Genomic DNA, 23,589 nt, shown 5'->3' on the forward strand with positions numbered 1-23,589 from the left:
GCAAATTCCTGCAATTGTTTCGTAGTCGAATCGATAGGTTTGTTATGCGGCTTTCAGCTGCCGCTCTCGCTGGATAACTTCCGACGCAAGCTGCAAATAGGCCTGACTTCCCGCGCATTTCAGATCATAGAGAATGGCCGGCTTGCCATGCGAGGGCGCTTCCGATACCCGCACATTGCGCGGAATGACAGTGCGATAGACCTTTTCGCCCATGAAGGCGCGGACATCATCCACCACCTGGGAAGCCAGATTGTTGCGGCTATCAAACATTGTCAGCACTATGCCCTGGATGGAAAGCTCGGCATTGATCGTCGAGCGCACCTGATCGACCGTTTGCAACAACTGGCTCAAGCCTTCCAGCGCGAAGAACTCGCACTGCAACGGCACAAGCACGGAATCCGCAGCGGCCATGGCATTCAGCGTCAACAGATTCAATGATGGCGGGCAGTCCACCAGAACATAGGAAAATCGTTCGGAAACACTGGAATCGAAGCGTAGAGAATCGCGCAGACGGCGCGTACGGTCTGCGGATTGTGCGATTTCCATCTCGATACCCAACAGATCGAGCGTCGATGGCACAATAAAGAGATTGGGTACATCGGTCTGCATCGCAGCTTCCGGCACTGACGCCTCTTGCGTCAGCACGTCATAGGAAGACAGCGGACGGTTGCGGCGGTCAATCCCTAATCCCGTGCTGGCATTACCCTGCGGATCGAGATCAACGATGAGAACCGTTTCGCCTATTGCCGCCAATGCTGTGGCCAGATTGATCGCCGTCGTGGTTTTACCGACGCCGCCCTTCTGGTTCGCAATGGTTATGATCCTGGACATCTTGTTCATTACCGTCGCCCTGCCGCTTTCCAGATCTGCCAAATTCTCGGATTCAATTTGCTTTGCGTCGCAAGTTGCTGATTTCGAGGATGACCGAAGTCTGATCGATAGCACTTTGATGTTTTACCAGATCGAAATCCCAACCGACACGGCTTTCATCGATTTCCCTCTGGTAATCCCGACCTTTTTGGAAAAGCGCCTTGGCGCCGCTGACGAGCCAGGGCTCCGTCAAACCGAAAAGATCATTCAATGAGGCGAGCGCCCGGGCGGTAACAACGTCCGGCGTTTCGAGTTTTTCCCACATCGACTCGATACGAGCCGCATGAATATGAGCGGGAACATTCAAATGTCCGGCAGCGGTACGCAGAAAAGCAGCCTTTTTGCCCGCACTTTCCACCAGATCGATACGGCTATCGGGTTGATCCGCCAGATAGCAGGCCGTGACGATGCCGGGAAATCCGCCCCCAGAACCGATATCGAGCCAGCGTTTAGCGTTTGGCGCTAGCGGGAAAACCTGCGCGCTATCGAGAATATGACGGCTCCAAAGGTCCGCCAATGTCGATGGAGAGGCCAGATTGATCGCTTTTGACCATTTTCGGAACAGCTCTTCGAATTCAATCAGGCGATCCGCTGTTTCACGTGAAACAGTGGGATTGATCCGGCGAAGGCTTTCATAACGACGATCCGCACTCATAATAGCACTCACGCCGCGCCCTTCCCTTCCGCCAGTTCCGTGGCAACCTGTCGGCGCGAGCCATGCTTCTTGATTTGTGCGATCAACAGCGCCAAAGCAGCTGGTGTCATCCCGTCGACGCGTTGCGCTTCGGCAATCGTTTCCGGTTTACGCTGCTTGAGCTTATGCTTCAACTCATTGGACAAGCCCGAAATCGCGTCGATATCCAGACCAGCGGGAATCAACAAACGCTCTTCGCGTTCCATGACAGCGATATCCGTCTGCTGACGTTCCATATAGACCGCATATTGCGCTTCAATTTCCAGCGCTTCGCGCGTGAACGGATCTATTGAGCCCAGTTCAGGCCAGATTGGATTCAACCGCGTCAGGTCAATATCGGGATAAGACAGCAGATCATAAGCCGAGCGGCGAACACCGTCGTGATTGAGATGCAGATCATATCGGCTTGCAAGATTTGGCGTAATCGACAGCGACTGTGTCAATTCCCGTGCGGCAGACAATGCTTCCTGACGTTCATCAAACCGCTTCTTGCGCTCCGCGCCCAATATTCCAAGACGATCCGCCAGTGGCGTCAAACGCTGATCAGCATTATCCGCACGCAAAGAAAGACGGAATTCTGCGCGCGATGTGAACATGCGATATGGCTCACTCACACCGCGAGATGTCAGGTCATCCACCATCACGCCAATATAGGCTTCAGTGCGCTGGATGATGATCGGCTCATCGCCCCCTGCCCGCCGCGCAGCATTCAAGCCAGCCAAAAGACCTTGGGCGCCCGCTTCCTCGTACCCTGTCGTGCCATTGATCTGGCCCGCCAGGAACAGACCATTGACGCGCCGCGTTTCCAGACTGCGCTTCAGCTCGCGCGGATCGATGAAGTCATACTCGATTGCATAGCCGGGCTGCAGCATCACTGCCTTCTCAAGACCGGGTATGGTCTTCAGGATTGCAAGCTGCACATCCTCCGGCAAAGAGGTCGAGATACCATTCGGATAGACGGTATCGTCATCCAGACCTTCCGGCTCCAGGAATATCTGGTGGCCGTCGCGATCCCCGAACTTCACGATCTTGTCTTCAACCGAAGGGCAATAGCGCGGGCCGATACCTTCAATCGAGCCGGAATACATGGCCGAGCGATGCAGATTGGCGCGAATAATCGCGTGGGTTTCCGGCGTCGTGCGCGTAATACCGCAATCGATCTGCGGTGTCGTAATGCGATCCGTCATCAAAGAAAACGGGACCGGGTTCTCATCGGCAGACTGGGTTTCGAGGTTTGCCCAATCGATAGTCCGCCCATCAAGACGCGGTGGCGTGCCAGTTTTGAGGCGCCCCAATGCAAAGCCAAGCGTCTTCAAAGTATCCGAAAGCCCAAGTGCCGGATTCTCACCCATGCGCCCAGCCGGTATCTTCTTCTCGCCGATGTGAATGAGGCCGTTCAGAAACGTGCCGGTCGTCAGCACGACAGCGCCGCAGTTCAACAGCCGACCATCTGACAACACGACACCAGTGACGTTACCATTCTCGGTTTTGATATCGAAGGCACCACCTTCAACGACAGTCAAATTCTCTTGCTTACTGATTATGTCCTGCATTGCAAGACGATAAAGTTTGCGATCAGCTTGGGTACGAGGGCCGCGAACGGCTGGTCCCTTGCGTCGGTTCAGTAGGCGGAACTGGATGCCTGCCTTATCGGCAACGCGACCCATCAAACCGTCCAACGCATCAATCTCGCGAACGAGATGCCCCTTGCCCAAACCACCAATGGCAGGATTACAGGACATAACGCCAATGGTATCAAAGCGATGTGTCACCAATGCCGTGCGTGCGCCAGCGCGCGCAGCCGCCGACGCAGCTTCGCAGCCCGCATGACCGCCACCGACAACAATAACATCGAAGACTGTAGACTCAGCCGAACTCATTTCTCGCATCCCTGGATTAAGAGACAGCTTTTGCCATGAAAGCGTTTGAAACGGAAGGATAAAAGCGTGACGAGCGATCAATTAAAGCGTTCAACGTCGCTGACTCATGAAGATAAGATGGAGTCAACCAACATTGACGGATTCCACAGATGTTTCACGTGAAACATTTCCCGAGCTTTGTCGGCGCTTCACGAGGCAATGTTTCACGTGAATCACTTGCCAATGCAGAACTGGGAGAAGATCACATCCAGAATTTCTTCGACATCCACATCACCTGTGATGCGCCCGAGATATTGCGAGGCTCGGCGCATGTTTTCGGCGCGCAACTCCAGTGGAAGATCCTCTCGGTGGGCGGCGATTTCGATTTCGCTTAGTGTTGAGCGGAGCAAATTGATATGGCGCTGTCGTGTGGGAACAGCATCGTTGATCTGACCAATGCGTTCTTCGGCGAACTTCTGTAGTTTAGCTAAAAGTTCGTCGAGTCCTGAACCATTTTTGATGGAGATTCGAAAAGTCCATCGTTCGGTTAGAGCACCAGTCAGATCAGCCTTGGTTCCAATCCGCCATATCTCCGCATCGGCTTCGTCGAGAGACACGTCAATCGGATCGCTCATATCTTCAAGCAGAAGAATAAGGTCTGCTTCCGACGCTCTTTCACGAGCTCTCTCAATGCCGATTTTTTCCACCACACTTTCGGTCTCGCGTAGCCCCGCCGTATCGGTGACATAAACCGGGATGCCATTGAGGTCGAGTTTGACTTCCAGAAGGTCGCGCGTGGTGCCCGCTTCATCGGAAATGATGGCCACTTCCCGTCCGGCGAGAAAATTTAGCAAGCTCGATTTACCGGCATTTGGTGCGCCAGCAATCACCACATGCAAACCGTCGCGGAGCATGGCTGCGCGTTTGCCGCTGGCAATGTGGAGCTCAATTTCCTTATGCAGCGCTTGCAAAGATCGCCATACCTGATCAGAAACAGAACCCGGCACATCGCTTTCATCCGCAAAGTCGAGTTCGGCTTCAATGAAGGCACGCGCACGGACAAGCCGTTGTCGCCATTCGGTATAGAGTTGACGTTGCGCGCCGGAAGCAATCTGCAAGGCAAGGCGTCGTTGGCCTTCGGTCTCTGCGGCAATCAGATCGGCGAGACCTTCGGCAATTGTCAGGTCCATCTTACCGTTGGTAAAGGCCCGACGCGTAAATTCGCCCGCTTCTGCAATGCGGCATCCGGCAAGCTCACTCAGTTCCTGCAACAGCTTTTCTACGACGGCGATACCGCCATGAAGATGAAATTCAACGCAGTCTTCGCCGGTAAAACTATGCGGTCCGGGGAAAAAGAGTGCCAATCCGCGATCGATCGCATCTCCATTTCGGGCACGGAATGTCTTATAGCCCGCATAGCGCGGTTTAATTTCGCCGCCGATAATCGTTTCGATAATGAATCGAACCTTGGGGCCGGACGCACGCACGACAGCAACACCGGACGGGAGCCTTCCACTGGACAGTGCGAAAATCGTATCGTGATGCACGGCGGTGTCGTTCATTGCGTTTCCTGACCTATATCAATCTTGCCAAGAGGATTGAAATTAAGCTCAGTGCATATTCATTCAAACGCTGAAAGGGAAGCCTCATGACGGATATCAGCAGAAACAGGCTGTCTGCGGAACCCAGTGCCTATCTGCGCCAACATGCGGACAACCCGGTTCACTGGCAGCCCTGGGGAAAGGAAGCCCTCGACGCAGCGCGGGAATTGAACCGCCCTATCCTGCTTTCAATCGGCTATGCCGCCTGTCACTGGTGTCATGTCATGGCCCACGAGTCTTTTGAAGATGCCGATGTTGCAGCAGTCATGAACGACCTGTTCGTCAATGTGAAGGTAGACCGCGAGGAGCGACCGGATATCGACCAGATCTATATGGCAGCGCTTGGCGCCATGGGACAGCAGGGCGGCTGGCCCTTGACCATGTTTCTGCGCCCTGACGGCAAGCCGTTCTGGGGCGGCACCTATTTTCCGCGACATGCGCGCTACAACATGCCGGGCTTTGTCGACGTACTGAACGCGGTGAATGGTCTCTGGCAGGGAAATAAAGAAAAAATTAACCATAATGCCGAAGCGGTCTTCAATCATTTGGAAGGCAGGCTCGCTGCGCAGAGCGAAGGTAGCCAGAACGAAGTTTCCCGTTTCGATGTGATCGCCACACGGATCGCGACCATGTTCGATCCCGTCCGGGGTGGTATTGAAGGCGCTCCGAAATTTCCCAATGCCCCTTTCATGGACGCTCTGTGGCTATCCTGGCTTTATAATCGCGACAGCGATAGCAGGGACAAGTTTATCTACTCGCTAAAAACCATGCTGCAAGGTGGCATTTACGACCATCTCGGCGGTGGTCTTTGTCGCTACAGCACGGATGCGGACTGGCTGGTGCCACATTTTGAAAAGATGCTCTACGACAATGCCCAACTGATCCGTCACGCTAATTATGCCTATGCGGAAACCACGGATGACTTGTTCCGTAACCGAATCGAAGAAACCATCGATTGGCTGGTTCGGGAAATGCGCCTGCCGGATGGCAGTTTCACATCCAGTCTGGATGCCGACAGCGAAGGCGAAGAAGGAAAATTCTACGTCTGGAGTGAAGCAGAGATCGACCGCGTTCTGGGAGGAGACAGCGCAGCTTTCAAGACCTTCTATGGCGTTACACCGGGTGGTAACTGGGAGGGCCATACTATTCTGAACCGCCTGCATGACGTCGATGGTGGAGGGTCGGTTCCGCCGTTGATACGGGATGCCAAGACGAAGCTTTTCGCACAGCGTGAAACACGCATTCGCCCCGGACGGGATGATAAGGCGCTCACCGACTGGAACGCACTGGCAATCCGGGCACTCGCAGAGGCAGGGCGGAGCTTTTCCAAACCTGAATGGGCCATGCTCGCCGTCGAAGCCTATCACGCGATCATGGCGCCGTTTCGTGCGGGACAATTGGCGCATTGTCGTATGGAAGATCGGCTGGTCTACCCTGCCCTTTCGACAGACTATGCCAGCATGATCAATGCCGCGCTGGCGCTCTTTGAAGCAAGTGCTGACCGCGCTTATGTGGATGATGCGCAGAAGCTGAAGCAAGCGCTCGACGCACATCACCGGGATGCGTCAGGCAATTATCGCCTCTCGGCACTCGATGCCGACGATGTTATTCTTCACGCCTATGGCGATTATGACGAGGCGATCCCCAGTGCGACCAGCCAGATCATTGAAGCGCTAACGCGGCTTTTCCTCGCGACCGGCGATATGGCGCTTTATCAAAGCAATGAGACGTTGATTGAGCAGGCGCTGGGCCGCGCATTGGCGCAGCAATATGGACAGATCGGCATATTGAATGCTGCGCGTATGGCAGCTGAACCGCTATCTCTCGTTGTCGCCGCGCAATCCCAACAGGATGAGCTTGTTACGATAGCGAATCGAAACCCTGATCCGCGGCGTATGGATAAGATCGTCAGTTTCACAGCGGATGCTGAGATCGACCTGCCCACAGGCGGAACAGCCAAGGCTGAAAAGCCCTCCGCCTGGTTCTGCAAAGGCCATGTCTGCCTGCCACCCGTGGAAAACGGCGAAGCCTTGCGCATTCTTCTGACCGGCGGAGCATGAACACCAAAAAAGCCACGCCGGTTACCCAGCGTAGCTTTAATTTGTCGGAGCGCTTGAAGCGCGATTACGTGTTCATCGAATCGAAGAACTCACCATTGCTCTTGGTCTGCTTGAGCTTGTCGATGAGGAACTCGATTGCATCAGTCGTGCCCATCGGCGCGAGAATACGGCGCAGAACGAAAATCTTCTGGAGATCGGCGCGTGGGACGAGCAGATCTTCCTTACGCGTACCGGATTTGAGAATGTCCATAGCCGGGAAGATGCGCTTGTCTGCAACCTTGCGGTCGAGAACGATTTCCGAGTTACCCGTGCCCTTGAATTCTTCAAAGATCACTTCGTCCATACGGCTGCCGGTATCGATCAGCGCGGTCGCGATGATGGTAAGCGAACCACCTTCTTCGATGTTACGCGCAGCACCGAAGAAACGCTTCGGACGCTGGAGCGCATTGGCGTCCACACCACCGGTCAGGACTTTACCCGACGACGGAACAACAGTGTTGTAAGCGCGGCCAAGACGGGTGATCGAGTCAAGCAGGATCACGACATCGCGGCCATGTTCCACCAGGCGCTTGGCCTTTTCGATGACCATTTCGGCAACCTGAACGTGACGCGCAGCCGGTTCGTCGAAGGTAGACGAAATGACTTCGCCCTTCACCGAACGCTGCATGTCCGTCACTTCTTCAGGACGCTCATCAATCAGAAGAACGATCAGATAGCATTCCGGATGATTGGCGGTGATCGAATGCGCGATATTCTGCAAGAGAACGGTTTTACCGGTACGCGGCGGAGCGACGATCAGGCCGCGCTGGCCCTTGCCGAGCGGCGCAACCAGATCGATGACGCGCGGCGACAGATCCTTGGAGGTTGGAACTTCGAGTTCCATCTTGAAACGCTCATTCGGATAGAGCGGCGTCAGATTGTCGAAGTGGACCTTGTGGCGAATCTTTTCCGGGTCTTCGAAATTGATCGAATTGACCTTGAGAAGCGCAAAATAACGCTCGCCTTCCTTCGGGCCACGGATCGGGCCTTCAACCGTATCGCCGGTCTTCAGCGAGAAGCGGCGCAACTGCGAAGGGGAAATATAAATATCGTCGGGGCCTGGCAGATAATTGGCGTCGGCGGAGCGCAGGAAGCCAAAACCGTCCTGCAGCACTTCGACAACGCCCTCACCGATGATCTCGACATCCTGCGAAGCCAGCTTCTTGAGAATCGCGAACATCAGTTCCTGCTTGCGCATCGCGCTCGCATTTTCGACTTCAAGGGTTTCGGCGAAAGCAAGCAGCTCAACCGGTGTTTTATTTTTTAGTTCTTGTAGTTTCATTTCCTGCATGGATGAGGAACTCTTTTGAAATATAAGGAGAAAATGCAGTTGTTCGGAAAGTTGGTCAGCTGGTTGGCTTGACCGGCATCGAAGGCCTGCGATCAGGAAGGGAAGAGGTTTCCTTCATATCGATTTGCAATATGAAGAGCAAGTCACATGTAGTGACTGCGCAAAAATTCTGCAACGAGAAAATGGCAGAAACCCGACCAAACGGGTTTCTTTTTCATTTAAAACCGCAATTAAAATGGCTTCACGATCACCAGAATGACGATCAGGACCATCAGCACCGTTGGCACTTCGTTAACGATTCGCCAGTGCTTTGCCGATTTCGTGTTCTTGTCTTCCGCGAAAAGGCGTGTCGCTTTCGAAAGATAGCCATGCATGCCGGACATCAACACGACCAGCAGCAGCTTGGCGTGCAGCCACCCGCCCTGGAAGCGGAAAATCTCCCATGCCATCCAGATACCGGCGATCCAGGTCACCGCCATGGCGGGATTGATGATGAAGTGCAGCAGTCGCTTTTCCATCACCTTGAAAGTCTCGGAAGCTTCTGAGCCCGGCTTGGCCGCTGTGTGATAGACGAAAAGCCGTGGCAGATAGAGCATTCCGGCCATCCAGGCGATGACGGCAATGACGTGAACCGCCTTTACCCAGAGATAGGCATCGGTTGGATTCACGTGAAACAATGCCCAAACGCCAAGCACCACGATGACAAGCGCTGCGATCATGCGAATATAGGCGGCCTTGGTGCTGCCCTTCGAGGTCGGCTGGCTCACGATTTTTCTCCACGAATGCGATCAATCATGCGCTGGACATTCTCGACCGGCGCTTGCGGCGTAATACCATGTCCGAGATTGAAGATCAGCGGACCTTTCCCGAGACGTTCTAGGATCGCGTCTACACCTTCATCGAGTGCCGAACCGCCCGCGACAACGCGCAACGGATCGAGATTGCCCTGAATGGCGCCATCTTCCTGCAAGGCGGCGGCGAAATTGAGCGGAACCGACCAGTCGAGGCCGAGCACGTCCACACCGGTCTTTTCGCGGTAGCCCGCATAAAGCATTCCGGCACCCTTCGGGAAACCGATAATGCGCGCTTCGGGATAGACCGCGCGAACTTTCTGAACGATCCGCGCCACCGGCTGGATGCAGAACCGCTCAAAGCAATCTTCGTCCAGAACACCAGACCAGGAATCGAAAATCTGTACGGCGTCCGCGCCTGCATCCAGCTGTTCGATGAGATATTCGGCGGACACATCCGCCAGATCATTCAAAAGCTTTTCGAAGGCTTCCGGGAAACGATAGGCGAAAAGGCGGGCTGGCGCCTGATCCGGTGTGCCGTGACCGGCGATCATATAGGTCGCAACGGTCCAGGGCGCGCCACAGAAGCCGAGCAGCGTCGTTTCGTCGGGCAGTTGCTCGCGCAGTAGCCGAACCGTTTCGTAGACCGGCTCCAGCCGTTTGGCGACACCTTCGGTCTCAAGCCAGAATATCTCGTCCGCGTCGATCGGGGTCATTAAAGGCCCCTTGCCTTCTTCAAAGCGAAGGTCACGTCCAAGGGCGTGAGGGATGACCAGAATGTCGGAAAACAGAATGGCTGCATCAAAGCCAAAACGGCGGATCGGCTGAAGCGTCACTTCGACTGCCAGGTCGGGTGAATAACACAGATCGAGAAAGCTCCCTGCCTTCTTCCGTGTCTCGCGATATTCCGGAAGGTAGCGACCGGCCTGACGCATCATCCAGATGGGAGGTGGAAAGACCGCTTCACCGTCGATCACTCTCAAGACTTTGCGCTTCATCTGATTTTTTTCCGCCCTGTTGGTTGTCTGATCCGGTTTTGGTCTGAAGTTATCCAGTCCGGTTCTCATAAAGAAAGGATGATTCAGGAATCTTTTGATTCTTAGAGTCTGTTGGAATCGGGGATTAAGGTCTGTTCCGGTTTTCCCCACAGTTCAGAAATTGCCAACGCATCCTGTGCAATTTTTCGCCGCCAGTCTGACCGAAAACGGAAAAAACTCAATTCCCTCTTTTAATATAAAGGGTTACCAATTGACGCAGTTCATGAGCTTTTGTGGAAAAGCTGGGAATTATTGAGAGGTTTCCCGATTTTGCGAGTCTTGTCCACACATGTTGATGGCGGCTTCTCACATGTTCGCCCGCTGTGGATGACTTGCCAATTTTTCCACGGCCTGCCATGGCTTGTGGAAGAAGCCTGGGGCTTACGCACAGCCGTCAACAGGAGGGCAACAAAACTGTGACCAGACCGCTTTCCTACTTTCATCTCCATCTGATTTCTGATGCGACCGGAGAGACTCTCCTTGCAGCCGGGCGCGCTGCGGCGGCGCAATATGCCAATGCGCGGGCCATTGAGCATATTTATCCACTGATCCGCACCGAGAAGCAGTTGCGCAAGGTTCTGGAAGGCATCGACGCGGAACCCGGCATCGTGCTCTATACGATTGTGGATCAGAAACTGGCTGCGATCATCGATCAGTCCTGTGCGGAAATGGGTATTCCAAGCGTGTCCGTGCTGGAACCGGTGCTGACCACGTTTCAATCCTATCTCGGCGCGCCGGCACATCGCCGCGCCAGCGCACAGCATGTGCTCAATGCCGATTATTTTCGCCGCATCGATGCGCTGAATTTCACGATGGAGCACGATGACGGGCAATTGCCGCTCGATATCGAAGAAGCGGACGTCATTCTGGTCGGCATTTCGCGGACGTCGAAAACGCCGACCAGCATTTATCTCGCCAATCGCGGCGTGAAGGCGACCAATGTGCCAATCGTATTGGGCATTCCTATTCCCGAAGTGCTGTTCACGGCCAAGCGACCGCTGATCGTGGGGCTGGTGGCGACCGCCGAACGAATTTCGCAAATCCGCCAGAACCGCCCGCTTGGCAGTGTGCCGTCGCTCGATACGGGACTTTATACGGACCGGGTGTCAATTTCCGAAGAATTGGCCTATGCGCGTAACATCTGCAACCGGCACAACTGGCCGATCATCGATGTATCGCGCCGTTCCATCGAGGAAACGGCAGCCGCCATATTGGCGCTTTTGCGATCTGGAAAGAACGAAGGATTTCAGTCATGACAACCAGGCTCATTCTTGCTTCCAAAAGCCCGTTCCGTTCTGCGCTGTTGAAAAATGCAGGTATCGAATTTTCGAACGAAAGTGCCGATATCGATGAGCGCGCCGTCGAAGCCCCGCTTTATGAAACGGGCGCTACGCCGGAAGATGTGGCGCAGGTTCTGGCTGAAGCCAAGGCGCTGGACGTGAGTGAGAAAAATCCTGGCGCCGTGGTGATCGGCTGCGACCAGACTCTCTCGCTCGGTGAAGATATTTTCCACAAGCCCGCCGATATGGAAGCGGCGGGTCGCCAGCTTCTGCAATTTTCCGGCAAGACGCACCAGCTCAACAGCGCGGTGGTTCTGGTGAAGGACGGCGAGACTCTATGGCGTCACGTTTCGGTGGCGCGCATGACAATGCGGGCATTGAGCCCGGCTTTTATCGGGCGCTATCTCGGTCGGGTTGGCGACAGCGCGCTTTCCAGCGTCGGCGCCTATCAGGTGGAAGGTCCGGGCATCCAGCTTTTCGAAAAAATCGAAGGCGATTATTTCACGATTGTCGGCCTGCCGCTGCTGCCGCTGCTTGCCGAACTGCGCAAGGAACAACTTATCGATGGCTGACACGACATCCGTGGCGGGACCGAAGGCTTTCGTCACCGGCTTTCCGATCAAACATTCGCGTTCCCCATTGATCCACGGATTCTGGCTGGAAACGCTCGGCATTGACGGTTCTTACCAACCGATCGAGGTCAAACCGGAAGATTTCGCGGCTTTCGCCGCAGCGCTTGCCGCCAATGGTTTCGCGGGCGGCAATGTCACGATCCCGCATAAGGAAGCGGCTTTTGCGGCAGCGGAAAGCCTTGATGGTGCCGCAACCGCCATCGGCGCGGTCAACACGCTATGGTTTGAAGGCGGCAGGCTGCGCGGCGGCAATACGGATGCCTATGGCTTCGCCGCCAATCTCGACGATTATGCGCCGGGCTGGGACAATGCCGAAACGGCGCTTGTTCTGGGTGCGGGCGGCGCAAGCCGCGCCGTCGTTCACGCGCTTTTGTCGCGCGGCTTTTCAAAGGTCTGGATCGCTAATCGCACGGCAAGCCGGGCAGAAGAACTGGCCGCGCATTTCGGCGCTGCCGTTTCGGCCTCCGGCTGGGATGCCGCGCAGCAACGCGTTGCTGATGCCGGGCTGATCGTCAACACCACCTCGCTCGGCATGAGCGGTCATGGCGGCGATCAGGATGACGAAGGCAGGTTTCCGCTTGATCTGAGCGTCGCAGCGGAAGGCGTCATCGCGACCGATATTGTTTATGTTCCGCTCAAAACGCCCTTTCTGAAAGCTGCGGAAGAGGCCGGACTGAACACCGTGGACGGGCTTGGCATGTTGTTGCATCAGGCAGTCCCGGGTTTCGAACGCTGGTTTGGCCAAAAGCCTGAGGTGACGGCGGCGCTGCGGGAGCATATTCTGGCGGATATGGCAAAGGCTGGCGCTCTATGATCATTCTCGGACTGACAGGCTCCATCGGCATGGGAAAGACCACGGCGTCCAATATGTTCGCCGAGGCGGGTATTCCTGTTTACAGCGCCGACGATGCAGTCCACCGGCTTTATTCAGGCCGTGCCGCGCCGCTGATCGAGGCGGCTTTTCCCGGAACGGTGACGAATGGCACCGTGGACCGTGAAAAACTATCCGCTACGGTGATCGGCAAGCCGGATGCCCTGAAGAAGCTGGAAGCCATCGTGCATCCGCTGGTGCGCGAGGAAGAAGAAGCGTTTCTGCGTGAGGCGGAAGCGCAAGGCTCGGCCATCGCTCTAGTCGATATTCCGCTGCTTTTTGAAACCGGCGGCGAAAAGCGCGTGGACAGGATCGTAGTCGTCTCCGCGCCTGCCGATATTCAGCGCGCCCGCGTTCTGGCGCGGCCCGGCATGACAGAAGAAAAGCTCGACGCCATTCTCGCGCGTCAGATCCCGGATGCCGAAAAGCGCGCCCGCGCCGATTTCGTGCTCGATACCAGCGGCAGTTTTGACAATTTGCGTCAGCAGATTACAGCGGTCATCGAGAAATTGAGTGGAAAGCCGGCGGTCGCGACCGAATAGCCGCATTCGTCGTGCTATAAGGTTCGAGATAATCCCTTGAGAGGTTCTTCAATGCGTGAGATCGTTTTCGATACCGAAACCACCGGTCTGGAAAGGCTGGAGGATCGCGTGATCGAAATTGGCGGCGTGGAACTGATCAACAAGTTTCCCACAGGCCGCACATTCCATAAATTCATCAATCCGCAGGGACGTCAGGTGCATGCGGAAGCGCTGGCCGTGCATGGCATCAGCAATGAGCAATTGCTGGACAAGCCGACTTTTGCTGAAATTCTGGACGAGTTTCTGGAATTCTTCGACGGCGCCAAGCTGGTCGCGCACAATGCCATGTTCGACCTTGGCTTCATGAATGCCGAACTCGCGCGTCTTGGAAAACCGGAAATCGCTGCGGAGCGCATTGTGGATACGCTGGCGCTGGCGCGCCGCAAACATCCGATGGGGCCGAATTCGCTGGACGCACTGTGCAAGCGTTATGGCATCGACAATTCGCACCGCACGCTGCACGGCGCTTTGCTCGATTCCCAGATTCTGGCGGAAGTCTATATCGAGCTGATCGGCGGCAAGCAGACGGCGCTTGGTCTCAGCCAGGATGGTGGGGCAAACAGGGATAATGCAGCCGATGGCAGCGCCGCCATTGTGCTGGCGGTGCGCCCTGCCCCGCTTGCTCCCCGCATCAGCGAAACGGAACGTGCAGCCCATGCCGCACTGATTGAGGGTATGGGTGACAAGGCAATCTGGAAAAAATATTTGGCCTGAATTTTTGGATGAATATGACAAAAAACCCGGCCTTGAGCCGGGTTTTTATTGCAAGCAGTATGTAGAGCTCAGCTCTTGACGGCGGCCTTGGCCTGTTCTTCGGCCATGCGCTGCTGGAACATCTGCGCGAAATCGATTGGGTCGATCATCAGCGGCGGGTAGCCGCCATTGCGCGTTGCGTCAGAAATGATCTGGCGCGCGAACGGGAACAGCAGGCGCGGGCATTCGATGAACAGCAGCGGCAGCATGTGTTCCTGCGGGATGCCAGCAATGCGGAAAACGCCGCCATAGACCAGTTCCGTGTTGAACAGAACGTCCTTGCCGTCCATAGCCTTGGCTTCCAGCGTCAGAACGACGTCGAAATCCGTTTCGGAAAGCGGATTGGCGTTCACGTTGACATTGATGTTGATCGAAGGAGCCTTATCGCGCGGGCGCAGCGACAGCGGCGCACCCGGGCTTTCAAAGGACAGATCCTTCACATATTGCGCCAGAATGTTGAGGGACGGCTCGGCGGTCGCGCCATTGCCATTCTTTACTTCGCCCGCAGCGGCCTTATCGCTCATTATCGGTATGCCTTCTTTTCGGTAATTAAACTCGTTGCCCCAAAAGGCTGGTGGTCTGATTCCGACATTTGCTTTCCGTGCTACAGCCGCTGGGCAAATGTCGGAATCAAAAGACCACCAGCAACTTTAAATCTTCAGTGGAGTTTTCAAATTTGACGTTTGAAGCTGCGCTTATGTCGAACGGCGTTCAAACGTCAAATTAACTCCACTGGAATGCTTGGCTAGCATGTGAAGGGGAATGAGGCAAGAAAGGCTTTTAACGTTAGCTATTGCTGCTGTTAGCCGTCTTTGCGCTCGCCTTTCCATGGCGAATTGTCATTCGGCTTGGTCGTATAATCTTCGGGGTCGAGATCGATGACACGATCTTCACGCGGTTGCTTATACTGGCCATAGCCGTCCGAATAGCGCGCCGAGGTGGCGACGACCATGCGGCCACGCACGAATTTTTCCCAGACGATATCGCGAATGAACGGGATGAACAGCAAAATGCCGATGGTGCTGGTCACGAAGCCCGGCACGATCAGCATGATCGCGGCCAGAACCAGCATGGCGCCATGCACCATTTCGCGATCCGGCACGCGGCCTGCCGCCGTTTCGGTGCGGATGCGCTGGAGAAGGCCGATCCCCTGCACACGCAGCAGGAAAAAGCCCAGCATGGCGCTCAAGATCACCAGACCCAGTGTCGCGAATACGCCGATATGGCTGCCGACGATCACAAAACCGGCGATCTCGATGAAAGGCATTGCCAGCATGACGAGAGGGGCGAAAGAAGACGACACGTGAGTCAGGACCTTTTGTTGTGTGATTGACGTTGCGACCATAGCGACAAATGTAGCTTTTTCAGGTTCGGAACGAAAATGAAACTGTTAACATGAAATATCAAATAGGTACGCGTGATCGGGATTTGAATGATTGCGCCTGCCGATCTATATGTATGAAACAGAAATTCACGATTGGAAGGGATTTGACGCCCTCTCCTTCAATCTATGGCAGGCGGCATGGAATTTTTCGACTTCGGCACAATCTTCTTCTTCATCGCAGCGGTGATCATTTTTCTCCAGCTGAGGAATGTTCTTGGCCGCCGTACTGGAAATGAAAAGCCGCCCTTCGATCCCTATACATCGGCCAAAAGCGCCGACAATGCCGCGCCCGCCGGGACGGACACCGACAATGTCGTGGCTCTGCCGCGCCGTGCCGGTGAGAAGGACTTTACGGCAATCGACAAGATCGCTGCGGCGGGGACACCGATCAATGACGGTCTGCGGGCCATTTACGCCGCCGATCCCACCTTCGAACCAGCCCGTTTCGTCGATGGCGTGAAGATCGCTTATGAAATGATTGTGATGTCCTTTGCCGATGGCGATCGGAAGGTTTTGAAGAATCTTCTGTCGAAGGAAGTCTATGAAGGCTTCGTTTCGGCCATCGAGGAGCGCGAGCAGCGCGGCGAAAGCGTGCGCTCTTCCTTCGTGGGTATCGAAAAGGCGGAAATCGCGGCTGCTGAAATGAAGGGCTCGGAGGCGCATGTGACGCTGAATATCGTCAGCCAGATGATTTCGGCGACGCTCGACAAGGAAGGCACGCTGATCGACGGCGATCTGGAAAATGTGGTCGAGATCAAGGACTTGTGGACCTTTGCCCGCGATACGCGCTCGCGTGATCCGAACTGGAAGCTTGTCGCGACCGAAGCGGAAGATTAAGAGAAGGCTTATGAATCGGGCCGCTGATTTCAGCGGCCTTTTTGTTTTACTTGATAGCGGATGTAGCTGTGAGCGACTTGGCGAGGATTTTCCGCCCGGTGGGTTTTTCCGATTGCCCCGGCTGGGACCGGGACGATCAGGCGCTGGCATTTGCCGCTTTCCGCCGTTCCGCCGATTACGCTGCTAAAAACACCTATCATAGCGGCAGTCTCGGCATCAGTTTTGAGGCGCTGGAACCTGTTTTTGCGGCAGCGCGGCTTCTGGATGATCCCGATACGATCACCGCCCGTGCCTTTTTCGAACAGCATTTCGTGCCATGCCAGATTGTTCCCGAACAGGAACAGGGATTTGTCACCGGCTTTTACGAGCCGGAAATCGAAGCATCCCTTACTGCGGATGACCGGTTCACGGTGCCGTTTCTGAGAAAACCGGACGATCTCGTCAAGGTGACGGATGATAACCGTCCCGCCGGCTTCGATCCGACCTATGCCTTTGCGCGCCAGACAGATACCGGGCTTGTCGAATATGACGACCGCCGCCAGATCGAACAGGGTAGTCTTGCCGGGCGGGGGCTGGAGATTGCCTTCGTCGCCGACCGGGTGGATGCATTTTTCGCCCATGTTCAGGGCGCTGCCAGGTTGAAACTCAACGATGGCAGCATGATGCGCATCACCTATGCCGCCAAGGCGGGGCATCCCTTTACGGGCATTGGGCGCATCCTGGTGGCGAATGGCGAAATTCCCGCAGCCGATATTTCCATGCAGACAATCCGCCGCTGGCTCAAGGATCATCCCGACAAGGCGGATGCGCTGATCTGGCAGAACCGGTCCTACATCTTCTTTCGGGAAGCGCCGGTGGACGATGTCGATGCCGGTCCGATTGCAGCCGCCAAGGTTCCGCTGACGGCGGGCCGGTCGCTGGCTGTTGACCGGCTGCTGCATACATTCGGCACGCCGTTTTATGTCGATGCGCCGACCGTCACTGTTTTCGATGGTGCGCCTTTCGCCCGCCTGATGATCGCACAGGATACCGGTACGGCCATTGTCGGCCCGGCACGCGGCGATCTGTTCGCCGGTTCCGGCGAGGCAGCGGGCGAAATTGCGGGCGGCATCAAGAGCGCTGCGGATTTCTACGCGCTCGTGCCGCGCCGGCTGGTGGGAGCGTGACCATGGCGCGCGACACCGAAAAATCCGGCAAGGATTATCTGCGGCCCGAAGATCGCATTCTCTGGGAAACGGTTGCGAAGACTGCGAAGCCTTTATCGCGGCAGAAACCGGTCGCGGAAGAGCTGCCCGATTTCAAGACCCTGATGGCAGAAGAAGAAAAGCGTCCGGCGCTGAAAATGCCGCAAACCTCTGCCGATGAAGGAAACAAGCCGAAAAAGGGCCTGTCGTCGCTCAGTGAAATGCAAATCCAGTCGCTGGACAAGCCGACCCATCGCAAGATTGCCAAAGGCCGGGTTGATATCGAGGCGCGGATCGATCTTCACGGCCTCACCCAGAATGAGGCGCATGGGCTTCTCTACAGCTTTCTGGTCAGCGCTCATGCCCGCGGTCTGCGCCACGTGATGGTGATTACCGGCAAAGGCCGGTCTTTTGGCAGCGAGGGCATTTTGCGTCAGGCCGTGCCACATTGGTTCTCCACGCCGCTGTTCCGTTTGCTGGTCAGCGCCTATGAAGACGCCGCGCGCCATCATGGTGGTCACGGCGCGCTTTATGTGCGGTTGCGCCGCCAGACCCAGCAGAACCTGCTTGGTGGTGGCTTGGGCGGTTTGAGCGGAGGCAGGCCGCAGCGATGACCCCGTTTGGAAAGCGATTGCGGGAACTGCGCGAAGAGCGCGGCGTGACGCAGAAGGAAATGGCGGCGGCGCTGCGCGTTTCACCGGCCTATCTCTCGGCGCTGGAACATGGACGGCGCGGTCAACCGACCTGGGATTTGCTCCAGCGCATCATCACATTTTTCAATATCATCTGGGATGAAGCGGAAGAGCTGCAAAGCCTTGCGGCTGTTTCGCATCCGCGCGTGGTGATCGATACATCAGGCCTGTCGCCGCAGGCAACGGAGCTTGCCAATCTTCTGGCGCGCAATATCCGCATCATCGACAAGGAAACCATCAAACGCCTGAGCGATGATATAGAGACGGCGCGCAAGCGCCGCCGGGGCATCATACCGAAGGCCTGAATGCGACTTCCTGTCAGAACAGCGCCTTCAGTTCATCCAGCTTGGTATTGACCAGCCAGCCATAGTAATTTTCCTGCGGCAATTGCGGGTCGGAGCGCCCAGCATTCTCATTTGCCAGCGCACGGGCGCGGGCATCGGCGCCGCCGGTATTATAGAGCGTGGCGGTGAGGCCGGGATTTTTGGAAATGTCGAAACCGGCAATCTGGCGATAGGAATTGATCGACTGTTTCAGTGTCGCCGCGATGTAAGGCAGCGTCAGGTCCGGGTCCATGATGGTCTTGTAGACGGCGCTGCCGTCTTCGGCATCGAGTTTCGGCAGGCCGGAAACGCGGTTCACCATGTCGGACATCTGCAAGGCGGTCAGCGGGTTGATCTGGCCAAGGCCAAATGTCTGCCCGGCATAGAAGGGCTGGAAGAACACGGCGCTGAACCGATTGTTGGGATAAGTGTTCCCGCCCACCGATTTGCCGCGAAAAGTCTTGTTCCAGACATTTTCCCGGCAGGACCACAGCGAATAGCTGTCCTTGAACTTCAGGCAGTCGGCAAATTCAGGCCGCTTGATGAACTGGCCGATGCTTTCGCCATTATAGCCGAAGCTCACGCCCTGATTCACATAGGACATGGCTTTCACATAATAGGTCTGAAGCCGGTCATAGACATCGACATTATAGGTGTGTTCGCCAACAATCGCGCCAACGATATGAATGGGATCGATGCCATAGGCTGCGGCGGTCGACCGGATTTTCGAGCGCAGCGAGGCGTCCTTCTTCAGAAGATTATAGATCTTCTGGTACTTCTTCTCATAAGTGGTGCTGAGTTCCCGCGTGCGCTTGGCCGACGCGCCGGGAATGGGCGGCTGCTCTGCATTGCGGTTGCCGGGCGGCACGACCGTCACCGCATAGGCGCTCTGGCTTGCAAGCATGAAGGCCAAGGCAGCGCCAGCAACAGCGGAAACCGGTTTTGCATTGGACATGGCGCGGAAACAAAAGCCAGCAATGCGGTTCAGTGTACTGTTGCTCATCATTGTGCGGAAGCAGTCCCAATATGGTAAATGGATCGTCAATTCGCGGGCAAAATAGAAAACCCCCCGACGCAAGTCGAGGGGTTTCTTTTTAGAAGCATGAAAGCGACTAGGGCCGTGGCTTTCCGGTCACTTTATTGTCGCGGTTTACAGAATGAAGCGCGACAGGTCGGTGTTCTTCGACAGAGCGCCCACCTTGTCCTTCACGTAATTGGCGTCGACGGTGAAGGTCGCGCCGGTCTTGTCCGGAGCGGTGAACGAAATCTCGTCCAGAACCTTTTCCATCACCGTCTGCAAGCGACGCGCGCCGATATTTTCGACCGTCGCATTGAGATCGACCGCGATATCGGCCAGAGCGTCAATGGCGTCGTCGGTAAAGGACAGCGTCACTTCTTCCGTCTCCATCAGCGAAATATACTGCTTGATCAGGCTTGCCTCCGTTTCTGTGAGGATACGGCGGAAGTCTTCGCGCGTCAGTGCGGAAAGCTCGACGCGGATCGGCAGGCGGCCCTGCAATTCCGGCAGAAGATCGGACGGCTTCGACACGTGGAACGCGCCGGAGGTGATGAAGAGGATATGGTCCGTCTTCACCGGCCCATATTTGGTCGCAACCGTGGTGCCTTCGACGAGCGGCAGCAGATCGCGCTGCACGCCTTCGCGTGAAACGCCAGCCCCACCACCGCCTTCGCGCGAGGCGATCTTGTCGATCTCGTCGATGAACACGATGCCTTCGTCTTCGGTGACGCGCAGCGCTTCCTGCACGATCTGATCCTGATCGAGCAGTTTATCGGATTCATCATTGACGAGGATCGCATAGGAATCCTTCACCGTGGTCTTGCGCGTCTTGGTGCGCCCGCCCATCGCCTTGCCCAGCATGTCCGACAGATTGAGCACGCCGATATTGGCGCCCGGCATGCCGGGGATTTCGAAATTCGAGTTCGATCCGGTATCGGCGACCTCGATTTCGATTTCCTTGTCGTCCAGCTCGCCGTTGCGCAGCTTCTTGCGGAAGCTGTCACGGGTGGCGGGACTTGCCGTCTTGCCGACCAGAGCTTCGAGAACGCGTTCCTCGGCGTTCAGATGCGCCTTGGCCTTCACGTCTTCGCGGCGTTTTTCACGCACGAGCCCGATGGCGACTTCGACGAGGTCACGGATGATCTGTTCCACATCGCGGCCGACATAGCCGACTTCGGTGAACTTGGTGGCTTCGACCTTGACGAAAGGTGCGCCTGCAAGCTTGGCGAGACGGCGCGAGATTTCCGTCTTGCCCACGCCGGTCGGTCCGATCATCAAAATGTTCTTCGGCATGACCTCTTCGCGCATCTGCCCTTCGAGTTGCTGGCGGCGCCAGCGATTGCGCAAGGCGATGGCCACGGCGCGCTTGGCGTCGTTCTGGCCGATGATGAAACGGTCAAGTTCCGAAACGATTTCACGGGGGGAGAAGTTACTCATTTTACAACCCACTTTGCCACTGCCTGATGAACTCGAACGGATGCAGCAGCATGATCACGTTGAGCGTAAGATTGTCGCGAATGACGATCAGCGCCAGAATTTCAAAGAAGAGCGCGATGGCGACGGTGATTTTGGTTGGCAGCTTTGCTGCGATCAGAAAGCCGAGCGCGGCGGCGAGGGTATCGGAAACTGAATTCACGATGCTGTCACCGAAATAGTCCACGGAGGACGTATTGGCGCGATAGCGCTCGATGATGAAATTCGAGTTTTCGACCAGTTCCCATACCGCTTCGATGCCGACCGCAGCCGCAAGTCTCAAGCCGAGCGGGGCTTTGGGCGCGATAACCGTGAACAGCCAGTAGAAAAGAAAGCCATGGATGATATGCGACAGCGTATACCAGTCGGCAATATGCTGCGAATTCTCCGATTTCAGCGAACCCGACCATAATTTTATGGTGCCGCATTCGCACATGGCAATCCGCCCGTCGAGATGCAGCCAGATGGCTTGCACCGCAACAATGGCAATGACGATCAGGACGCCCAGGCCCCAGCGTTGTGCACTCGGTTTGGTGACCTGCGCAAGCGAACTCATTCTGCGTCCAGGCTTTCCACGAGGATATTGTGGTTGGTGTAGATACAGATATCGGCTGCGATCTCCATGGCCTTGCGGGCGATCTCTTCCGCCGACTTGTCGGTGTCGATCAGCGCGCGGGCCGCAGCCAGCGCATAATTGCCGCCCGAACCAATGGCCATCACGCCATGTTCCGGTTCAAGCACATCGCCGGTGCCGGTGAGCGCCAGCGTCACCTTGCTGTCGGCAACAAGCATCATGGCTTCGAGCTTGCGCAGATAGCGGTCGGTGCGCCAGTCCTTGGCGAGTTCGACCGAAGCGCGCATCAGCTGGTCGGGATATTGTTCGAGCTTGGCTTCGAGGCGTTCCAGAAGGGTGAAGGCGTCGGCGGTAGCACCTGCAAACCCGGCAATGACATTGCCCTTGCCGATGCGGCGAACTTTTCGCGCATTGCCCTTCATGACGGTGTTTCCGAGCGAAACCTGCCCGTCGCCGGCAATCACGACCTTGCCGTTCTTGCGGACGGTCACGATGGTCGTACCGTAAATCGTTGTGGGATTGTGTTCGATCATGGATGCTCCTTTGGCGGCTCATGCAATCCCGGACGGCGATCCCACAAGCCCCTTCATCTGAGGGTGAACCGCGCCAGCCGGTGATTTTGCCGGATGAATCGCGTTTCAATGTGGATATTTAAGAACAGCCCCGTGAATTGCAAAGGTACTGTCGCAAATTTCTCAATAGGTTGAATGCGGCCTTATTCGTGTACGCAATTATGCTGCGAGCTCTGCAAAGACTTCGAATGGCGAGCGGTTGTCGTTCGCGAATTGGCTCTTACGGATCATATGCGCAACTTCGATGCCCGCGATAGTCGCTGAAGCGGAGTGAAACGCTTTGAAGCCCATGTGGGGCTTGGTGATCTTCTTGATGAAACGATGGTCCTGCTCAAGGATATTGTCGTGCAGTGCCGAGGTTTCGGTGCTCAGGCAGCATAAACTCAAGCGTTTGTCCGTCACGATCAACCGCCCGATAAAGATAAGTCCATGGGCCTTTGATCTTTATATAGGTTTCGTCAACGCGCGACGAACCCAGTGTTGGGCGTTTACGTCTCCGTGCCTGATCCGCAATCTGCGGAGAGTGTCGAACAACCCACCGCTTCAATGTCGCATGATCAATCTCTACACCACGCTCAGCCATAATTTCCTGGAGATCGCGATAGGAAACGGAATAGCGCACATAGAAAAACAGCATAAAGGATGACACTTTTGGGGAAGTGAGCTCCTTTGAAATCGACGACCATCCACTGTCTCCTTACTCAATGACGCGCCCCGATGGTGGCAAAGCTCAGTAGAAGTAAAAAAATTGCGACAGAACCCATGCGACCGCAGGCAATTGATGGACAAAGCGGGCTTTCGCGATTTCGTCCTCGGAGGCGTGCGCCGTATCAGCCATTGAAGAAAATTCCAAACGAACTCTTAGCGTGTTTTTGGGAGCAAATCTTGTTCCGCTCCCAGATAATTAGCATTTAACAGATCTGGCTCCGCATGCTTTTACAAATAATAAATGCACAATGAAACGATAGACTGCAGTAAATATCAGCTAAAATTTTTGAAAGAATGAATTAAAATAAAATTTCTCAATAAAATGGAGTATTATTATGTTTTCCAGAATTCAATGTGCGATTTTGGCAACGATGATCGAGTTTGTCTTAGAGTCCGTTTGATAATTTGCTTTAATGGCTGATACGGCGCAACAACAGGCTCCCCATGGCGACGTGGATCATCGCT

23 protein-coding genes and 1 pseudogene are annotated in these 23,589 nt (G+C 55.6%); 10 read left to right on the forward strand and 14 right to left on the reverse strand.

The features are described 5' to 3' along the window. Nucleotides 1–42 precede the first annotated feature (42 nt). From FIC94_RS20705 to mnmE, 4 genes are all read right to left on the reverse strand, one after another. Complete coding sequence (locus FIC94_RS20705) at nt 43–840, reverse strand: ParA family protein (RefSeq protein WP_109370014.1); 798 nt, start codon at nt 838–840, stop codon at nt 43–45. A 43-nt stretch (nt 841–883) separates the two neighbouring features. Continuing rightward, a complete protein-coding gene (rsmG, locus tag FIC94_RS20710; RefSeq protein WP_140026252.1) occupies nt 884–1,525 on the reverse strand; it encodes a 16S rRNA (guanine(527)-N(7))-methyltransferase RsmG in 642 nt (213 codons plus the stop codon). Nucleotides 1,526–1,533: 8 nt separating this feature from the next. Then, a complete protein-coding gene (gene mnmG, locus FIC94_RS20715) occupies nt 1,534–3,444 on the reverse strand; it encodes a tRNA uridine-5-carboxymethylaminomethyl(34) synthesis enzyme MnmG (protein ID WP_140026253.1) in 1,911 nt (636 codons plus the stop codon). Nucleotides 3,445–3,656: 212 nt separating this feature from the next. Beyond that, entirely contained in the window at nt 3,657–4,985 is a 1,329-nt protein-coding gene (mnmE, locus tag FIC94_RS20720; protein ID WP_140026254.1) for a tRNA uridine-5-carboxymethylaminomethyl(34) synthesis GTPase MnmE, read from the reverse strand. 86 nt (nt 4,986–5,071) lie between these two features. On the opposite strand from mnmE, the gene FIC94_RS20725 reads away from it, so the two are divergent. Next, nucleotides 5,072–7,084, forward strand: a complete 2,013-nt coding sequence (locus FIC94_RS20725) for a thioredoxin domain-containing protein (RefSeq protein ID WP_140026255.1) — start codon at nt 5,072–5,074, stop codon at nt 7,082–7,084. A 64-nt stretch (nt 7,085–7,148) separates the two neighbouring features. Here the strand turns inward: FIC94_RS20725 and rho are convergent, their stop codons facing one another. From rho to hemE, 3 genes are all read right to left on the reverse strand, one after another. Beyond that, nucleotides 7,149–8,414 (reverse strand): transcription termination factor Rho, encoded by a 1,266-nt coding sequence (rho, locus tag FIC94_RS20730; RefSeq protein WP_109370019.1) that lies wholly within the window; start codon nt 8,412–8,414, stop codon nt 7,149–7,151. A 230-nt stretch (nt 8,415–8,644) separates the two neighbouring features. After that, nucleotides 8,645–9,133 (reverse strand): protoporphyrinogen oxidase HemJ, encoded by a 489-nt coding sequence (hemJ, locus tag FIC94_RS20735; RefSeq protein ID WP_140026262.1) that lies wholly within the window; start codon nt 9,131–9,133, stop codon nt 8,645–8,647. A gap of 44 nt (nt 9,134–9,177) precedes the next feature. Further along, nucleotides 9,178–10,203, reverse strand: coding sequence for a uroporphyrinogen decarboxylase (hemE, locus tag FIC94_RS20740; protein ID WP_121536872.1), 1,026 nt, complete (start codon nt 10,201–10,203; stop codon nt 9,178–9,180). Nucleotides 10,204–10,658: 455 nt separating this feature from the next. Here hemE and FIC94_RS20750 point away from each other — a divergent pair, with 455 nt between their 5' ends. Genes FIC94_RS20750 through dnaQ form a run of 5 tightly spaced genes read left to right on the forward strand, consistent with a single transcriptional unit; the run spans nt 10,659 to nt 14,320 of the window. Then, nucleotides 10,659–11,498 carry a pyruvate, water dikinase regulatory protein gene (locus FIC94_RS20750; RefSeq protein ID WP_121536874.1) on the forward strand — a complete coding sequence of 280 codons (840 nt, stop codon included), beginning with the start codon at nt 10,659–10,661 and terminating at the stop codon, nt 11,496–11,498. Further along, on the forward strand, nt 11,495–12,094 hold the full coding sequence (locus tag FIC94_RS20755) for a Maf-like protein (protein WP_109370022.1): 600 nt from the start codon (nt 11,495–11,497) through the stop codon (nt 12,092–12,094). The genes FIC94_RS20750 and FIC94_RS20755 overlap by 4 nt, the downstream gene beginning before the upstream one ends. After that, nucleotides 12,087–12,968 (forward strand): shikimate dehydrogenase, encoded by an 882-nt coding sequence (locus FIC94_RS20760; RefSeq protein ID WP_109370023.1) that lies wholly within the window; start codon nt 12,087–12,089, stop codon nt 12,966–12,968. Before FIC94_RS20755 ends, FIC94_RS20760 begins: the two co-directional genes overlap by 8 nt. After that, entirely contained in the window at nt 12,965–13,567 is a 603-nt protein-coding gene (gene coaE, locus FIC94_RS20765; protein WP_109370024.1) for a dephospho-CoA kinase, read from the forward strand. The genes FIC94_RS20760 and coaE overlap by 4 nt, the downstream gene beginning before the upstream one ends. Nucleotides 13,568–13,618: 51 nt before the next feature. After that, entirely contained in the window at nt 13,619–14,320 is a 702-nt protein-coding gene (gene dnaQ / locus FIC94_RS20770) for a DNA polymerase III subunit epsilon (RefSeq protein ID WP_109370025.1), read from the forward strand. Nucleotides 14,321–14,388: 68 nt separating this feature from the next. On the opposite strand, the gene secB is transcribed toward dnaQ, so the two are convergent. Beyond that, nucleotides 14,389–14,883: a protein-export chaperone SecB gene (gene secB / locus FIC94_RS20775; RefSeq protein ID WP_109370026.1), complete on the reverse strand. Its 495-nt coding sequence runs from the start codon at nt 14,881–14,883 to the stop codon at nt 14,389–14,391. A gap of 278 nt (nt 14,884–15,161) precedes the next feature. After that, nucleotides 15,162–15,662 carry an FxsA family protein gene (locus FIC94_RS20780; RefSeq protein WP_109370337.1) on the reverse strand — a complete coding sequence of 167 codons (501 nt, stop codon included), beginning with the start codon at nt 15,660–15,662 and terminating at the stop codon, nt 15,162–15,164. A 219-nt stretch (nt 15,663–15,881) separates the two neighbouring features. On the opposite strand from FIC94_RS20780, the gene FIC94_RS20785 reads away from it, so the two are divergent. The 4 genes from FIC94_RS20785 (at nt 15,882) to FIC94_RS20800 (ending at nt 18,761) form a co-directional block, all read left to right on the forward strand. After that, nucleotides 15,882–16,580 (forward strand): Tim44/TimA family putative adaptor protein, encoded by a 699-nt coding sequence (locus FIC94_RS20785; RefSeq protein ID WP_121537425.1) that lies wholly within the window; start codon nt 15,882–15,884, stop codon nt 16,578–16,580. Between the two features lie 68 nt (nt 16,581–16,648). After that, complete coding sequence (gene mltA, locus FIC94_RS20790) at nt 16,649–17,746, forward strand: murein transglycosylase A (protein ID WP_140026257.1); 1,098 nt, start codon at nt 16,649–16,651, stop codon at nt 17,744–17,746. Nucleotides 17,747–17,748: 2 nt separating this feature from the next. Next, nucleotides 17,749–18,378 (forward strand): Smr/MutS family protein, encoded by a 630-nt coding sequence (locus tag FIC94_RS20795; protein ID WP_140026258.1) that lies wholly within the window; start codon nt 17,749–17,751, stop codon nt 18,376–18,378. Beyond that, nucleotides 18,375–18,761: a helix-turn-helix domain-containing protein gene (locus FIC94_RS20800; protein ID WP_109370029.1), complete on the forward strand. Its 387-nt coding sequence runs from the start codon at nt 18,375–18,377 to the stop codon at nt 18,759–18,761. Before FIC94_RS20795 ends, FIC94_RS20800 begins: the two co-directional genes overlap by 4 nt. A gap of 13 nt (nt 18,762–18,774) precedes the next feature. Here the strand turns inward: FIC94_RS20800 and FIC94_RS20805 are convergent, their stop codons facing one another. The 5 genes and pseudogenes from FIC94_RS20805 to FIC94_RS20825 form a co-directional block, all read right to left on the reverse strand. Next, on the reverse strand, nt 18,775–19,782 hold the full coding sequence (locus FIC94_RS20805; protein WP_140026263.1) for a DUF1402 family protein: 1,008 nt from the start codon (nt 19,780–19,782) through the stop codon (nt 18,775–18,777). Nucleotides 19,783–19,929: 147 nt separating this feature from the next. Next, nucleotides 19,930–21,234, reverse strand: a complete 1,305-nt coding sequence (gene hslU / locus FIC94_RS20810; protein WP_121536886.1) for an ATP-dependent protease ATPase subunit HslU — start codon at nt 21,232–21,234, stop codon at nt 19,930–19,932. Nucleotide 21,235: 1 nt separating this feature from the next. Next, nucleotides 21,236–21,826: a DUF2585 domain-containing protein gene (locus tag FIC94_RS20815; RefSeq protein ID WP_109370032.1), complete on the reverse strand. Its 591-nt coding sequence runs from the start codon at nt 21,824–21,826 to the stop codon at nt 21,236–21,238. Beyond that, nucleotides 21,823–22,377 (reverse strand): ATP-dependent protease subunit HslV, encoded by a 555-nt coding sequence (gene hslV, locus FIC94_RS20820; RefSeq protein WP_078337637.1) that lies wholly within the window; start codon nt 22,375–22,377, stop codon nt 21,823–21,825. Before hslV ends, FIC94_RS20815 begins: the two co-directional genes overlap by 4 nt. Before the next feature lie 198 nt (nt 22,378–22,575). Further along, nucleotides 22,576–23,102 (reverse strand): annotated as a pseudogene (locus FIC94_RS20825) (IS6 family transposase). Nucleotides 23,103–23,589 lie beyond the last annotated feature (487 nt).

The organism is Ochrobactrum teleogrylli (assembly GCF_006376685.1).
GTDB lineage: Bacteria > Pseudomonadota > Alphaproteobacteria > Rhizobiales > Rhizobiaceae > Brucella > Brucella teleogrylli.